This window comes from Rhodococcus sp. OK302 (assembly GCF_002245895.1).
Classification (GTDB): Bacteria; Actinomycetota; Actinomycetes; order Mycobacteriales; family Mycobacteriaceae; genus Rhodococcus_F.
This window is the reverse complement of record NZ_NPJZ01000001.1, coordinates 5,436,575-5,451,937: the sequence shown is the minus strand read 5'-3', so window position 1 is coordinate 5,451,937 and position 15,363 is coordinate 5,436,575. Positions and strand designations below refer to the sequence as shown.

The 15,363-nt window shown below is 60.2% G+C and carries 13 protein-coding genes; 11 read left to right on the top strand and 2 right to left on the bottom strand.

All coding sequences use genetic code 11. From position 1 onward, the window contains the following. Genes BDB13_RS24950 through BDB13_RS24935 form a run of 4 tightly spaced genes read left to right on the top strand, consistent with a single transcriptional unit; the run spans window position 1 to window position 4,044 of the window. A complete protein-coding gene (locus BDB13_RS24950) occupies window positions 1-1,644 on the top strand; it encodes a DUF4407 domain-containing protein (RefSeq protein WP_094274165.1) in 1,644 nt (547 codons plus the stop codon). Next, window positions 1,641-2,219 (top strand): hypothetical protein, encoded by a 579-nt coding sequence (locus tag BDB13_RS24945; protein ID WP_094274164.1) that lies wholly within the window; start codon window positions 1,641-1,643, stop codon window positions 2,217-2,219. The genes BDB13_RS24950 and BDB13_RS24945 overlap by 4 nt, the downstream gene beginning before the upstream one ends. A gap of 33 nt (window positions 2,220-2,252) precedes the next feature. Further along, the gene (locus tag BDB13_RS24940) at window positions 2,253-3,752 is read left to right on the top strand and encodes a hypothetical protein (RefSeq protein ID WP_094274163.1); all 1,500 of its coding nucleotides are present in this window, start codon (window positions 2,253-2,255) and stop codon (window positions 3,750-3,752) included. A 58-nt stretch (window positions 3,753-3,810) separates the two neighbouring features. Continuing rightward, window positions 3,811-4,044 carry a hypothetical protein gene (locus tag BDB13_RS24935; RefSeq protein WP_094274162.1) on the top strand — a complete coding sequence of 78 codons (234 nt, stop codon included), beginning with the start codon at window positions 3,811-3,813 and terminating at the stop codon, window positions 4,042-4,044. Between the two features lie 3 nt (window positions 4,045-4,047). Here the strand turns inward: BDB13_RS24935 and BDB13_RS24930 are convergent, their stop codons facing one another. After that, window positions 4,048-4,473, bottom strand: a complete 426-nt coding sequence (locus BDB13_RS24930) for a nuclear transport factor 2 family protein (RefSeq protein ID WP_094274161.1) — start codon at window positions 4,471-4,473, stop codon at window positions 4,048-4,050. 377 nt (window positions 4,474-4,850) lie between these two features. Here BDB13_RS24930 and BDB13_RS24925 point away from each other — a divergent pair, with 377 nt between their 5' ends. From BDB13_RS24925 to BDB13_RS24905, 5 genes are read left to right on the top strand one after another with little or no spacing between them, the layout of a single operon-like run. Next, the gene (locus tag BDB13_RS24925) at window positions 4,851-6,455 is read left to right on the top strand and encodes an ABC transporter substrate-binding protein (RefSeq protein ID WP_094274160.1); all 1,605 of its coding nucleotides are present in this window, start codon (window positions 4,851-4,853) and stop codon (window positions 6,453-6,455) included. 8 nt (window positions 6,456-6,463) lie between these two features. Then, the gene (locus tag BDB13_RS24920) at window positions 6,464-7,423 is read left to right on the top strand and encodes an ABC transporter permease (protein ID WP_094274159.1); all 960 of its coding nucleotides are present in this window, start codon (window positions 6,464-6,466) and stop codon (window positions 7,421-7,423) included. Continuing rightward, the gene (locus BDB13_RS24915) at window positions 7,420-8,274 is read left to right on the top strand and encodes an ABC transporter permease (protein ID WP_094274158.1); all 855 of its coding nucleotides are present in this window, start codon (window positions 7,420-7,422) and stop codon (window positions 8,272-8,274) included. Before BDB13_RS24920 ends, BDB13_RS24915 begins: the two co-directional genes overlap by 4 nt. A gap of 25 nt (window positions 8,275-8,299) precedes the next feature. Continuing rightward, window positions 8,300-10,000 (top strand): dipeptide ABC transporter ATP-binding protein, encoded by a 1,701-nt coding sequence (locus BDB13_RS24910; RefSeq protein ID WP_094274157.1) that lies wholly within the window; start codon window positions 8,300-8,302, stop codon window positions 9,998-10,000. Window positions 10,001-10,055: 55 nt separating this feature from the next. Further along, a complete protein-coding gene (locus tag BDB13_RS24905) occupies window positions 10,056-11,030 on the top strand; it encodes a TauD/TfdA dioxygenase family protein (RefSeq protein WP_094274156.1) in 975 nt (324 codons plus the stop codon). A gap of 9 nt (window positions 11,031-11,039) precedes the next feature. Here the strand turns inward: BDB13_RS24905 and BDB13_RS24900 are convergent, their stop codons facing one another. Further along, window positions 11,040-12,833: an alanine racemase gene (locus BDB13_RS24900; protein WP_094274155.1), complete on the bottom strand. Its 1,794-nt coding sequence runs from the start codon at window positions 12,831-12,833 to the stop codon at window positions 11,040-11,042. A gap of 147 nt (window positions 12,834-12,980) precedes the next feature. Between BDB13_RS24900 and BDB13_RS24895 the strand changes: the two genes are divergently transcribed. Further along, window positions 12,981-14,414 (top strand): amino acid permease, encoded by a 1,434-nt coding sequence (locus tag BDB13_RS24895; RefSeq protein ID WP_094274154.1) that lies wholly within the window; start codon window positions 12,981-12,983, stop codon window positions 14,412-14,414. Then, entirely contained in the window at window positions 14,411-15,337 is a 927-nt protein-coding gene (locus tag BDB13_RS24890) for a universal stress protein (RefSeq protein ID WP_094274153.1), read from the top strand. Before BDB13_RS24895 ends, BDB13_RS24890 begins: the two co-directional genes overlap by 4 nt. Window positions 15,338-15,363: the final 26 nt, after the last annotated feature.

Here is a 15,363-nt window from a genome sequence, read left to right as displayed (position 1 = left end):
ATGAAAAAGTATTTTCTTGCGCGCTTGGCGGGCTCTCGCGTCGACGTCCTGGAGAAACTTCCGGGCTCGGTAGCGAAGCAGACCGCGATGGGTGCGGTGTTGTTGACGACGGCGGGATTTGCCACGATTTCGGCTGCCTATGCGCTGTCGATAACCGGCATTGCGACCGGATGGACTGCTATTGCAGGCGGTTTGGTGTGGGGCCTGGCGATTCTCAACCTCGACAGGTTGTTGGTGATCGGACTCTCCGGCGAAAAGCGTATCGGCCGCAGTCTGATGCTGGCGTTGCCCCGAGTTGTCCTGGCCATCGTCATCGGCTTTGTCATCTCGACGCCGTTGATGCTCAAGGTGTTCGAGAGTGAAATCGAAACTCAGCTCAACCGCAACATCCTTACGTCGCAGGAAGAGTTGCGTACGGGACTCAAGGATTCGACGTTGAGTTCGGATCTGACCGAAGCCGAAGCCGAGCTGGCCCAAATGCGTGCGCTGATCAATGCCGGACCTACCGCGGATCCGGCTGTCAATCCGGAGGTTGGCCTGGTTCAAGCGGAGATCGACAAGCTCGAGGTGACTGCCGCCAAGCAGAAGGCGGATTACGATGCTACGCGCACGCGGGCCCTTCAGGAAGAAGAGGGTTCGGCCGGCACCGGTGTGGCGGGATGTGCAGCGTTGTGTGTCGAAAAGAAGAGGCTTGCAGACGATGCCGAAAAGTTGTGGCAGGGCACTCTCGACCAGATAGCAGTCAAGGAAGGTGAGAAGGCCGCTGTCATCGAGCGCCTCAAGGGAGTACTCCTCGAGGAGAGCAAGAGGGCCGTCGCCGATGCAGAGAACGATCTGCCGATTGTCGAGAAGACCGTCGAGACGCTGCGTTCACAGGTCGACAGTGCGCAGAACGGCTCGTACGCCCTCGAACAGGCCAACACCGGAATCATTGCCAGGCTCAAGGCTCTCAACGATCTGTCGGGTAGCGACGGCACCGCCGGTATGGCACATATGGCGGTCTCGATCCTTTTCATGCTTGTCGAACTTCTGCCCGTTCTGTTCAAGGTGATGTCCAATGCGGGCACGCGAACGGCCTACGACGAATTGGTCGAAGCGTTTGAAGAGGAAGAAAAACGCGACGCGACCGAGGTTATCGATACCCGCAAGCGCGTGAGTGAACTTCGACGAGATGCTGAGTTCGAGGCCGAACAGGATCGGATCAGCAAACAGCAGGAAACAGTCCTCAAGGTCAACGAAACCGTTGTGGCGCATCAGGCCGAAGTTGTCGACGAGGCGCTCGAACAGTGGAGCCGTCACGCCAAGCGGGTGTCTTCGGAGCGTCTTCGTGAATGGGAGCGCGGACTGGTCGGGGCTGGGCAGGTGCGTCCGGCAAGTGACACGCAGCCCGAGCGGTCGAGGCAGCGAGAAGCAGATACGTTTGCTCAGGCGGCGGCGCCGTCGAGCCGTGTGGTGCTCGACAAGCCGGCGGCATCCCCCGAGCGTGAGACGGTAACGGCCGCCTACGTCGGAGGCAGCTACCCGCAGAACCCCGTGGCGGGCACAGCGCATGCAGCCGGGCCGCTGCCGCACTGGATGTCCGAGACGAACTGGGCTGCTGATCAGGCGTCGCATCTGCCGCGGCCGGACACGATGCAGCCGTGACTGCCGGCCTCGAGATTGAACCGATCTTTCGGGTGAGGATCGACATTCGTGTTGCGCTGGGCGGACTCATCAGCCCTTCGGAACTTGAATATATTGTGCCACTGACGAAATGGATGAACGACGAGTTTGCCCGTCGGCCGATTCTGGTGGATCTGCTGGAGGTTGCCGCTACCGGTGGACGGGGCGGCGCTGTGTATTTCGACAGTCGTGCCGACTATCGGCATGGACAGATGTACGACGGAATTCCGGCCACCCGAGTGCTGTCGATTGTGGTCGGTACGGGTGCAGCGATCACGCAGAACCTGGAGAGTCTGGAAGTAGATTCGCAGGCTCCACTGCTGGTGTGGTTGGTGGGGGAGGATGCGCTCGATTCCCTTTTCTCAGTGCACCACAGCCAGGTTTCGCGGACGCGTCGAACAGTGGCCGATCCGTCGTTGTCGCCGGAACTATTTGTCGAGATCTGTCGGGGGCTAGTACGTGCCGCCGTTGGGGGTCCGGCGGAAACGTGTGCGGAATTGATCGAGAGTACAGCCCTGAGTGCGGCAATGAGAGGACTGGGGTATGTGGTCTCCTGAGGTCGTTGAAGGTCTCTGTCGGAAGTTGGCGTCATGAGTATCGAACTGGCCGATCTGTCCATCCTGCGGACCCTTGAAGTGCCGGAGGGCTTCCCGGTTTCCGAGATCAAGGCACCCAAGGGTGTCGGTCGAGGTTTCCGCTGTCTGTACCGCGACTTCGTCCCTGGCCGTTCCGGGTCGGAGGAGAACATCCGGGAGTTGATCAAGTTTCGTCGGCGACTGTCCGACAAGGATCGACGCACCCTCGACTCGATGTTTCTGTGGCCGCTCGAAATTGTTGAATCCCACGGTGCTGCAGTGGGTTACATCACCGGTATTCTCCCCTCGCGATTCGAAGAAAGTCTTCACACTCCACATTCAGGGCAGGCGAAGGTGGCCAGAACTCTGGACTGGCTCAACCGCCCCGCCCACGCGCGCGCCGTCGAGGCTTCGCTTGTTGTCGAACCTGAGGACATCGTCTCGCGAATGACCTACTGTGCTCAGATTGCTCGCGCCGTTCACTTCCTGCATTCTCGTGATGTCGTGTTCGGCGACATCGGCCCACTCCGGGTGGTGTGGAGTAGCGATCCGATTGATGTTGTTCTGCTTGCGTCGGAATGCACGTCGAGCGGCACTTCGAGAAGCAGTGTCCCGGACATTCACGCTCCGGGTATGAGGCCACCCGAATCTGTTCGGGGGCAGTCGGTTCAGGATATCGGCACGGACCGATACAAGTTGGCGGTGATGTTCCGCGATATTCTGGGAGTCGACGGTGACCGGAGCACGGTGCTGGCTGCGCTGTCGGGGCGAATCGATCACGACGGAATTGTGTTGTTCGAGAACGGACTCGGCGGTACCAGTGAACTTCGCCCGAGTGCACTGGACTGGTACGAGTACTTCTACAGCCAGATCATGTCACTGACGACACCACCGTCCATCGGCATGTTCGGCGCAGTTCCCGGACATGGTCTGCGCAATCAGTACATCGAATTCACCTGGCACGCTGCAGGATATCGAGAGCTTGTGCTCGAAACTCCGTGGGGCGAGGTGCACAAGCTCGATATCAGCGAGTCGAAACATCGGCTCATGCTCAAACAGTCGGGACAGTTCCGGTTGACAGCGTCGAATCGCCACGGCACCACCGAGCGGTTGAGTGACGTTGTGTACGCGTTCGATCCGCCGACCGTGCGTTTTGTGGAAGTTCCCGAACTTGGTGGCGTCGAAAAGGCGATGACCGGACTCGATTCGACGATCCTGTCGGACAGAGTTGTGGAGGGCGCGGAATTCAGCTGGCTCGACGGAGGTTTCGACGCTGTAGCGTCGCCGCAGTTGCCACCGTTGCCCGATCTTCCTCAGTTCGCGTCGGCAGGAGTGGCGCTGGAACAGGTGGACTGGCAGGGGTTGACGTCAGTCATCGACGACGTCATGCGTGCCGCGGACACCGAAGTTCGGGGCGGAGTACGCGCCGGGCGCGACCTCCGGACATCCGCGGCGATGCTGGTCAGTCGAGTGCAATCACTGGCGTCAAGAGTCGTAAACGCGCGATCGAGGTGAATAACGCGACTGGCTCCGGGTACTCCGAGAACCTCGGCAAGTGTGGAGGAGCGTCATCATGCGTGTGAAAAGCCTGGTCGGGACAGGAGCGGTGGCAGTAGCGCTGGTTGTCGGCCCCGTAACTCCGGCGTCGGCAGAAGTCTCGGAACCTGAAAATGGGGGAAGCCTACCGAATGCTCTGACCTGCGAAAATGTATTCGACACCCTGGAGGACAACAGCCCGGAGTGGGCTGACGAAGGGATCGATCAGGTCGAAGACTGGTGCGAGATGATCACCGGTGAGGAGGACTGACCGTCAGCCCCGTGCGATGACTCGCTTCGACAGTCGCCAGTGTCCGTCCTCGCGTTCGAACTCGTCGGCGTAACTCCCGACGCCGCTCAGACGAGGTGCAGTAGCGGTATCGATGTAGAACGTCCACACAGCCTCGGCGCGCGCCGTTGTCTCCGAGGTGACATCGACGGCGATAGCGGTGGTGACGTGGCGGGTGAACGTGCCCGGACCCTGAATGCCGGCACTACGACGCTCACGCACGCCGGCGGCTATTTCTTCGCGGCCGCGCCGTACCTGTGTGGGCAATCCGCGGTCCGGGTTGGCGGGCATCGTCCACTCGGCCTGGTGAGTGAACTGTTCGACGTAGTCCTCGACGGTTCCGGTGTCAGCGAGGTGTGCGATCCGCGCGAGGGTGGTTCGGATCTGCTCGGCCGGGCTTTCGGGCTGCATGGTGTCTCCTCGGTATCGACGTCGGGTTTCTCGGACGCTATCGCGATGGTTTGCGGTACCGGCGGTGCTGTCCCGTTGAGCGGTAGGCAGACTCACGAGTTCAGATCACGGTGAGTTCAACTCTGTCCTCGGCATCGGGGGAAATGATTAAGTGTGTCTATCAAGGCAGGTGCCTTGAATCTGACCGGAAGGTTTACCGTGTCCGTCCCTCTGCGATGTCTGCGCTGATTTCTTCAGTGCCACACCGGCTGGTGTAGCCCTCACTTCCCCTTGAGAACCGGGGTGTTCGAGGCCGCCAGGACGATACACATTTCGTTTCGCATGCCCGCACCCTGAGTGCGCTGCTGCGGACCCTCGTACGAAGGACCATAACTGTCGTGAACTCGTCTCTTTCGACGGCCGGCCTCGACCGCCGTGCCTTTTTCCGTGGCAGTGCCATCGCTGCCCTTGCAATCTTCGGTAGTGGTTCACTCGCTGCGTGCTCTTCGGCGGTTGGTGAACAGCGTTCCGGGGCAGGAGAATCCGCGAATCCGGTTCGCGGCGGCACACTGACGCTGGCAATCCCGGACGACATCAGCCCATCGGCATTGCTGACCAGCACCACCGCGGCGGGTGTCACACTTTCAGGCCTCGTGTACGAGACGTTGACTCGGTATCCGCTCGATTCCGTAGTGCCCCAACCTGTTCTGGCCAAGGACTGGAAGCTTTCCGATGACGGTCTTACTCTGACGCTGAATCTACGTGACGACGTCAAGTTCCACAGTGGCCGACCGTTCACCGCGGCCGACGCGGAGTTTTCGCTTCGCACCTACGCCGATCCCAAGTTCTCCGCCCAGCTCAGAAGTACCGCCGCCGCTATCACCGGGTTCGATTCCTCGGACCCACACACCCTGGTGATCACCCTCGCGCATCGAACCGGCAATATCTTCGACTTGCTGGACCTGGCACCCATTTTCGACTCCCAGACGTTTGACAAGGCAATAACCGGTGAATCTTTCATCGGCACAGGACCGTTCGTCTTCGTGTCACGGACTCCGAACAGTGCAATCTCGTTCGAACGCAACCCGAACTACTGGATTGTTGAGCGGCCATACCTCGACCGGGTGGAAGCGCGCATCGTTCCCGATTCGCAAGCGCGTCTGACTTCGCTGAAATCCGGCCAGGTCGCGCTGGTTTCTCCGGCGTCGTTGACCTTCCGGGACTCGCAGACGTTGGCCAAGACCGGTGGCTTCGAAACGACGTCGATCGACGGGGCTGAGTTGCAGATCTATCTCGGTGCCAACGTGACCGCCGACGGGTTGACCGACATCCGGACGCGAAAAGCTTTGGCCTATGCGATCGATCGAGACCGAATCATGACGGAGGTCTATCGCGACACGGGCTACGCCGTAAATCTGCCGTGGCCGAAATCGTCACCGGCGTACGACGCTGCCAAGAACTCGACGTATACCCGTGACGTTGCGAAGGCCCGCGGGTTGGTGAGTGAGGTCGGAGCGCTGCCGACGATTTCATTGACCTATACCGGCGCAAGCCCGGATTTCGAGGCGGCAGCGCAGATCGTTCAGGCCAATCTTGCCGAGGCTGGAATCACCGTCGAGTTGGATCCCGTCGAGGCAACCGTCTTCTTCAAGCAGCTGATCGGTGCCGAGTTCAAGGGTCTGTGGTTGACCAATCACACGTTTGCCCAGTATGTTCCGTCGACATTGACGGTGAGCGCCTATCCTTTCAATGCCGCTCACAATGCGTCCAAGTTCAGTTCGCCGGCGTACTCTGCTGCGGCCGAGGCGGCGTGGCAGGTGCCGGACGGTTCGAGTGACGCAGCAAAGAAGTTGTACGCCGATCTGGGAACGCAACTACTCGACGAGTTGTTCCTGATCGAGATCGGCGTGGTGGTCCCGCAGGTATCAGCGGCGTCCACCGTTCGTGATCTTGCGTGGACAAAGGGCCGTCAGCCGCAGTTCGCCAACACTTTCCTGGCTTAGGGGAGAAGATGATTCGCTATGTTGCCGGCCGAATACCGTCGGCCGTGGTGGTTCTTTTTCTTGCGTCACTTCTGATCTTTTCGGTGATGCGACTCGTTCCTGGTGATCCTGCGCTGGCGCTGGCCGGCCCGGATGCAACGCCCGAAGCAATTACGGCCATTCGTCATTCACTCGGTCTCGACAAGTCGATTCCGGCGCAGTATATTTCGTGGATCGGCGACGTGCTGACCCTCGATCTGGGGCGCTCGTTTGTCCTTGGTGGCCAGATTTCAGATCTGGTGTTGGCAGGTTTGGGCAATACGGCAGTTCTTGCCGGCAGCGCATTGCTGGTGGCTGTGGTGCTCAGTCTGATCCTGAGCGTGGCGGTGGTGGTGTGGCCGAAGAAGTGGCTCACATCGGTGGTGAACGTTCTCAACACTCTGTCGGTGGCATTGCCCAATTTTGTGACCGGTGTTCTGCTGGTCCTCGTCTTTGCCGTAGTGATTCCGGTGCTGCCGTCCGGCGGCGTTCCGCCGGGCGGGTACCTTGCTCATCCCGACATCACGCTCCAATACTTGGTGCTGCCGTCATTGTGCTTGGCACTTCCGGTCGCGGCCGCCCTGACCAGATTTCTCTCGGAAGCCCTGCGTACCGAGATGGCGCAGCAGTACGTGATCACGGCCCAGGCTGCTGGTGTGTCTCGATGGAACCTGGTCACGCGCAGTGCGTTACGTAACGCGCTGCCGACCATGCTTACTGTGCTCGGAATCCAGACCGGCCACCTCCTCGGCGGTGCAGTTCTGGTGGAAGCAATCTTTGCCTGGCCGGGAATCGGTCAGTTGATCGAACAGGGAATTGGCCGACGTGACTACCCGGTTGTGCAGGTGCTTCTCCTGCTGTCGGTCACGATCTTCGTCTTGATTCAGCTTGTGACGGACATCGTCCACGCCTACCTTGACCCACGGATCCGAATCGGAGGCCAATCATGACTGTTGTCGATCATCCCGTCGACCTCGAGGTTCGTCGATCGCGGCCCATTCTTACGGCTCTGACACACGGTCAGGGTTTGGCCGGAGTCTTGATTCTTCTGGTCATCGCGGCGGCGGGAATTGCAGCACCACTGCTGACGCACTACGGGCCCAACGAGCAGATCGAGGGCGCAAATCTGTTGGGCGCCAGTGCCCAGCACTGGTTCGGGACTGATCAGGTGAACCGTGACGTCTTCACTCGTTCGCTCTACGGCATCCGGATCAACCTCGTGATTGTGCTGGTCGCGGTGCCGTTGGGCGCGATTATCGGCTCACTGGCAGGCCTGGTGTCGAGTATCAATCCCGTTGCCGACGTCATCGCCCAGCGCATCTTCGACGTGATTCTTGCTTTCCCCCTGTTGATTCTGGCGATTACGTTGGTCGCGATCACCGGCCCCGGGGTCGGCCCGGTCATTGCCGTGATCGTGGCTGCGGAAATACCGTTGTTCGGGCGTCTGGTGCGCACGACGGTTCTCAAGGTGCGGGAGTTGCCGTTCGTGGAATCCGCCGAGGTTATCGGCGCGGGTCGATGGTGGGTGCTCCGTAAGCATGTGTTGCCCAACGCTATCGAACCTTTGGGTGTACAGATTGCGCTCTCGATGTCCGTCGCTGTATTTGCGGAAAGTGCGATGAGTTTCCTGGGCATCGGGGTTCGTCCGCCGGACCCGTCGTTGGGATCCATCATCGCCGGCGCTATCCCCAATCTTGATGCCAATCCGGCTTACGCAGTCGGACCGCTGGTGATCGTGTCTGCGTTGGTCCTGAGCTTCCTTCTGATTGCCCAGTCTCTCGGCCGGGCCCGCCGGATCTGACTCCACTACTTTGAAAGGACGAGCGATGAAAACAGCAGTGAAACAAGCGGTCCTCTCCATCAAGGACCTGGTGATCACGTTCGGCGCCGATGATTCCCGACGCCCATCGACCACCGTCGTAGATCAGGTGAATCTCGAAGTGAGACAAGGAGAAATCCTCGCATTGGTTGGCGAGACCGGTTCCGGAAAATCGCTGACCGCGCGGGCGGTTCTCGGACTGCTTCCGGACGGTGCGCAGGCGAGTGGGTCGATCGAACTCGATGGTCAGGAGGTACTCGGAGCCGACGAGGCAACGTTGAATCAGGTACGAGGTATCAAGGCTGCGATGGTCTTCCAAGAACCACAGACTGCACTCAATCCGGTTCAGAAGGTGGGGTGGCAGATCGCCCAGGTGCTCCGGGCCCACGGCAAAATTTCAAGGGCTGCAGCACGTTCCCGGGCAATCGAGCTGTTGGCGATGGTCGAGATTCCGGATCCGGAGCGGCGAGTCGACTGGTACCCGCATCAACTTTCGGGTGGCCAGAAGCAACGTGTAGTCATTGCTCTGGCGCTGTCGGGTTCACCGGACCTCCTCATTGCCGACGAGCCCACCACAGCTCTCGACGTGACGGTGCAGGCTGAGATTCTGGAACTGTTGCGAGATTTGCGCGATCGATCCGGAACTGCAATTCTGCTCATCACCCACAACATGGGCGTCGTGGCGGACATCGCGGACCGCGTGCTTGTGTTGAAGTCGGGGCAGGTGGTGGAGGAGCAGTCGGTCTTCGATCTCTTCGAGGCGCCGAGTGAGCCGTATACGAAGGCTCTGTTGGCCGCTGTGCCTCGGTTGCCGGAGGCTGGGCAGGTAAGGCCGTCTGTTGCTCTTGTCGAGAAGTTGGACGGTGCGCTTGCGTCGCCGATCCTGCGGTTCGATGACGTGTCCATCGTTTACCCGTCGAGGCTGGGTAATAAGGAGTTTCGGGCTGTCGACGGTGTGAGTCTGAGTGTGCGCCCGGGTGAGGTCGTCGGTTTGGTCGGCGAATCAGGTTCGGGAAAAACAACTCTCGGTCGATCAGCCCTCGGGGTTATCCGGGCGAGCAGTGGCAGTGTGAGCTTCGACGGCACGGATCTGGGGACGATCTCGGCAACCAATCTGCGAGGTCTGCGTAAGGGCATTGCTCTCATCCACCAGGACCCGGCGGCATCGCTCGATCCGCGACGTTCGGTGGGGCAGAGCCTCGGAGAGCCCCTCGAGGTTCATCGCTTTGCAACCGGTGCTCTGCTCCGGAACAGGGTGGGAGAGTTGCTCGAATCAGTCCGTCTGCCACGGTCTTTTGCTCATCGAGCGCCGGGGGAGCTCTCCGGTGGACAACGCCAGCGGGTTGCACTCGCCCGCGCATTAGCGCTCGGGCCACGACTTTTGGTGGCGGACGAGCCGACCAGCGCGCTGGATGTGTCCGTTCAAGCTGATGTTTTGTCGCTCTTTGCCGATCTACGAGAGGAATACAACTTCGCATGCCTGTTCATCAGCCACGATCTGGCCGTTGTCCATCAGGTAGCCGATCGGGTAGCAGTACTTCGCAGCGGGGAATTGATCGAAGAGGGCCCCGCTGCAGAAGTATTTCGCTCACCGCGTCAGGACTACACCCGGCAATTGGTTGCGGCGGTTCCGATTCCGGATCCGCTGCGTCAGCGCGAAGGACGGGAACGTGCACTTGCGGAGCCCGACCTGACTGTTGCGGTTTGACCCATCTGCACGTTCGACACCAACTTCTTTCACTTTAGATTCCCAGGAGAATTTCATGTCCATCAGTGAACTCGAGCGCGTAACCCTCACCTCCGAAGCGATTTACGCAGCCGGCGGCATCACCGTCCACAAGGTCGGAGAGCTGATCGGAGCCCGGATCGACGGAGTTCACCTCTCCGGTGATCTTTCCGAAGAGACGGCCTACGCAATTCGATATGCTCTGGCGGCGCACAAGGTTGTGTTCTTCCGCGGCCAGCAGCACCTCGACGACGTGTCGCAGTACGAATTTGCCGGAACCATCGGCACCCAGACCACCACGCACCCCACGCTCACGTCCAAGGACAACAAGCTGTTGGTACTCGACGGCGCCGCCAGCAGTTGGCACACCGACGTCACGTTCATCGACCGCATCCCGAAGGCGTCGATCCTGCGTCCCACCACCATTCCCGAGTACGGCGGAGCCACCACCTGGGCGTCCACCACCGCTGCATACAACCAGCTGCCGCACTCACTCAAGGTTCTGGTCGAGAACCTGCGTGCCGTTCATACCAATGCCTACGACTACGGAGAGATCGTGGACAAGGTGCAGCAGGGTAACTCTCAGCGCGTGACCAACTACGGTGAATTCACGCGGGAGATCTACGAGACGGAGCATCCGGTGGTCCGCATTCACCCGGTGACGGGGGAGAAGACTCTGCTTCTGGGTCACTTCGTCAAGGAGTTTGTCGGACTCAAGCCGTCGGAGTCGGTAGCTCTCTACCAGCTGCTGCAGGCTCGAATCATCAAGTTGGAAAACACTGTTCGCTGGTCCTGGGCTCCCGGTGATCTGGCGATCTGGGACAACCAGGCGACCCAGCACTACGGCGTCTCCGACTACGGAAGCCAAGCGCGCAGCGTTCACCGCGTGACGTTGGCGGGCGATGTACCCGTCGACGTCCGTGGAGAGTCCAGTCGCATCATCAAGGGCGACGCGTCCGAGTTCTCGATCATCGAGGACATCGAGCGACTGCCCGGGTTTGCCACCAACTGATCGAGAGTTCTACTGCTTCACCACTTTGCGCCCGAGCAGGGATGCAAGGAGTCCGTTGACGAACCGTGCCTGGCGGCCGTTCACATCTGAATCTTCATCTGCAGTGCTGCCGATGGAGATGGACCGGGTCAATCCCGTTTCACTGATGAGTTCGGCCGCCAGGTGCGCTTCGCGGAAGGTCAGCCCACCTTGATGCTGCATGTCGTCGACGCCCAATACGCGGCCGTCGATGATGTCCATGTCGAAGTGCACGTGCACTCCGTTGACACCTTGACCCGCCGCTGCGATCACGCGCGGCATCAAGGTAGCCATACCGTGGCGGTCGATTTCGTCGATAGTCACCAGTAGCACTCCGTATTCGTCGAGTGCACGCTTGTGGCTGATGGTGGCGTTCTTGACCCCGACCAGCACAGTGTTTTCCAGGCTCGGCCCGTGTCCATCGGCAGCCAGTTGCAGCAGCTGCTCGATGTCACCGTGTGCTGCGAATACGATTGCACCCAAGTCGGTTCCAGCGTCGGTGCCGATCGGAATTCGAGTGTTCTGCCAGGCGTCGGGTGACAACCACAGCGGCAATGTTGTGGATCCAGCTGCGATGGTTGCGCTTTCGGTGCACGTGTAGCCGATCCCGCTCACGTCGTCGCGCAAACCGTGTTCTAGAAGATGTCGGGACAATCCGTCACGTCCGAGGTCGTGTAGGGCCAGAGTTGCGTTTGCAGCAACAGATTCTGTGCCCAGGACATAACGCTTTTCGACGTACGGCGACGTCATCGCCATCAGTAGTGCGCCGTAGTCGATCGTGAAATCCACGCTCCCGCCCAGGCGGTATTCGTCGCCCGTCTCCCCGGCATCGACAAGCAGGTGATCGCTACTGGCGCTGATGACGCTCAGGCGCGGATCGACCGGCGTCAGGCCTTCGGGGGAGATGTCTTCCCGGCCGATGGAAAGGATGAGGCGTCGGCTGGGGGTGTCCTCGTGATCGAAGACCGGCCGTCGGCCGAAAGCGTCTTCACCCGAAACGCCATAGGGCCGAGACGGTTTGATCTTGGCTTCGATGATGTCGGCAGTCAGGGTGAACGCGTCTTTGTTGAGTAGCTCGTACAGCCCGGGGGGAGTGGGAGATTCGGCCAGTACGATGCTGGCCCCCAACCTGAGGTGGTTGATTCCCGCCGGCATTGCGCCGGTTTCCAGGAGTGGCAGTGAGAATGTGTTGCCGCCGGAGACTATGGGCAGCTCGATCTTGAACCGCTTCTTTATCTCCTCGGAGATGTACACAAGATTGGACAGGTTGTCGACGGTGGGCTGAATGCCGCCGACACAGGCCAGGTTCGCGCCGATTCCGATCAGTCGGATTCCGTCGATGGGGAGGATCTGCGAGACGACATCGAAGGCTTCGGCGGGCAGAATCCCTTCGCGGAGGTCGCCGAGGTCGATCATCAGCACGATGTCGTGGACCAGCCCGCGGGCATGAGCTGCGCGACCGAGCGCGTCGATTGTCGCCAGTTCGGAATTGAGACTGATGTCGGCGTAGCGCACGGTGTCGTCGATTTCGCTCAGTGATGGTGCACGGATGAGCATCAAGGGAACTGTGATTCCGTCGCGCCGAATCCGCGCGAGATTGTCCAGGCGCGAGTCTGCGATCTGGGCAACGCCGCCGCGGACCATGGCGCGCGCCACTTTGGGGGACCCGCACGTCGATTTGCTGACACCGGCCACCGATATGCTGTGCTGTCTGGACGCCTCGACCAGTACGCGCGCATTCTGTTCTATACGGCGCAGGTCGATGGTGATCGTCGGTCCGGTCATGAGCTCCCCGGTTTCTCGAATAGTCCGGGCGCAGACCGGACAGTTGGCGTGATCTAGACAACTTTGCTTCTACTGTTGTGTCGCAGGACACTTACGTGCAGTATGAGGATACAACAGTTTCCTACCAGGCACTCTAGAGGAGCGTCGATGGCTACTCTCGTCAAAAACGTACTTCGGCGCAAGCCGGCGACACAGATAGACAAGGAGACCGGAGCCGATACTGAAGGCGGTGAGCTGACCCGCAGTATCGGGTTGGTGCAGCTGTCGATGTTCGGCATCGGCGCCACGATCGGTACGGGCATCTTCTTCGTCCTGTCCCAGGCCGTTCCGGTTGCCGGTCCGGCTGTGATCATCTCCTTCATTGTTGCCGGTGTTGTCGCCGGACTCACGGCAATCTGTTATGCCGAGTTGGCCGGAGCTGTCCCAGCGTCGGGCTCGTCGTACTCCTACGCGTACGCGACGCTCGGAGAGCTACCGGCCATGGCCGTCGGCGCCTGTTTGCTTCTCGAATACGGAGTGTCTGCCGCTGCAGTCTCCGTTGGCTGGTCGCAGTATCTCAATCAGTTGCTCGGCAATCTCTTCGGATTCCGGATCCCCGACGCGCTGTCCCAGGCCCCCGAGCAGGGCGGCATCATCAACCTGCCTGCCGTGATCCTCGTCTGCCTGTGTGGAGTGTTGCTCATTCGCGGTGCGAGTGAATCGGCCAAGGCCAACGCGATCATGGTGTCGATCAAACTCGCGATTCTGCTGCTCTTCATCGTCGTCGGTATCGCCGGGTGGAACAGCAACCACTTCGCTGACTTCGCTCCGTTCGGATTCAGTGGTGTCATGTCCGCTGCCGGCATCATCTTCTTCTCGTACATCGGCCTCGACGCCGTATCGACGGCCGGTGAAGAGGTCAAGAATCCGCGTCGTAACCTGCCTCTAGCCATCCTCATCGCTTTGGTATCGGTCACTGCGATCTACATTGCCGTCGTTGTCGTTGCCATCGGTGCTCAGGACTCCGCATCATTCGAAGGCCAGGAAGCCGGGCTCTCCGCCATCCTCGAGCGAGTCACCGGATCTACTTGGCCGGGAACATTGTTGGCCGCCGGAGCGGTGATCTCGATCTGCAGCGTCACACTCGTCGTCATCTACGGTCAGACCCGAATCTTGTTCGCGATGTCGCGCGACGGCATGATTCCGTCCATCTTCCACAAGGTGAATCCGCGGACTCTCACTCCGGTTCCCAACACCATCATCGTCTGCATTGTCATCAGCATTCTCGCCGGTTTCATCCCCATCAATTTCCTCGCCGAGATGACCAGTATCGGCACATTGGTGGCCTTCCTCGTGGTCTCGGTGGGTGTCATTCTCTTGCGACGCAGTGATCCGGATCTGCCGCGTAGCTTCAAGGTTCCCGGTTATCCCGTCACTCCGATCCTGTCGATTCTGGGTTGCCTGTGGATCATCAAGGACCTTCGGACCGTCACGATCTACGTGTTCCTCGTGTGGGTTTCCATCGCGATCATCTGGTACTTCGCGTACTCCATGAAGCACTCCAAGTTGGGTAGCCAGAAGCGAACCGAGGTTGAGTCATGACTCTCCTCGCCGGCTACGCGCCGGACCATAGCAGCGTCGGGACCATCCATCTCGCAACACTGTTAGCGCGATCATCCGGTGAACCGCTGATCGTGTGTTCTGTAATTCCGTCTCCGCCGCCACCGGGAATGATGCGCGTCGACGGCGAGTATCACCAGCAACTACGCGCCGAAGCTGAAGAGGCACTGGCGAAGGCGCGTGCCGAGGTTCCCGCGGACATTGACGCCCAGTACGTCATTCACGAGGCGAATTCCACCGCCGGTGGCCTACTGGATCTTGTTCACGAGCACGAAGCGAAGATGATCATCCTGGACTCGTCGACGGCCGGAGTTTTCGGTCACGTGGCGCTCGGCAGTGTGACCTCTCGGCTCCTTCATAGCTCCGACGTTCCGGTTGCTCTGGCGCCCCGAGGTTTTCGGGTCAAGAAAGACGAAGTGGTGCGGCGAGTAACCGCAGCCTATTCCGGTACTCCCGATCAGGACGAGCTGGTTCTGGCTGCCGCGACAGTTGCTGCGAGGGTCGGTGCGGGACTTCGTCTGGCTGCCTTCGCCGTTCGTTCCTCGGCTCAGTACACCACCACCCTCGGTACCGAAGGTGATAACCAAGTGGTCATGGAATGGGCTGAGGTTGTCGAACGGGAAACCAACGCCGCATTCGAGAGGGTGCGAGCCCTGCCGGAGACGCCCGACAGCATGGAAGCTGTTGTCGGTCATGGCCGGAACTGGGATGAGGCGCTGGAAGATATCGACTGGGATCGCGGTGACGTGCTGACGGTCGGATCAAGTCAGGCCGGATCCATCGCCCGAGTATTCCTCGGATCGCGGGCCGCGAAAATCGTTCGCTACTCACCGGTTCCGGTGGTGGTGGTTCCGCGGTCGGCGTCGACAAGAATTGTTGATCAAGCCGAAGCTGACGCGAAATAGAAGTCAGGGCCGACGCACACGCGTCG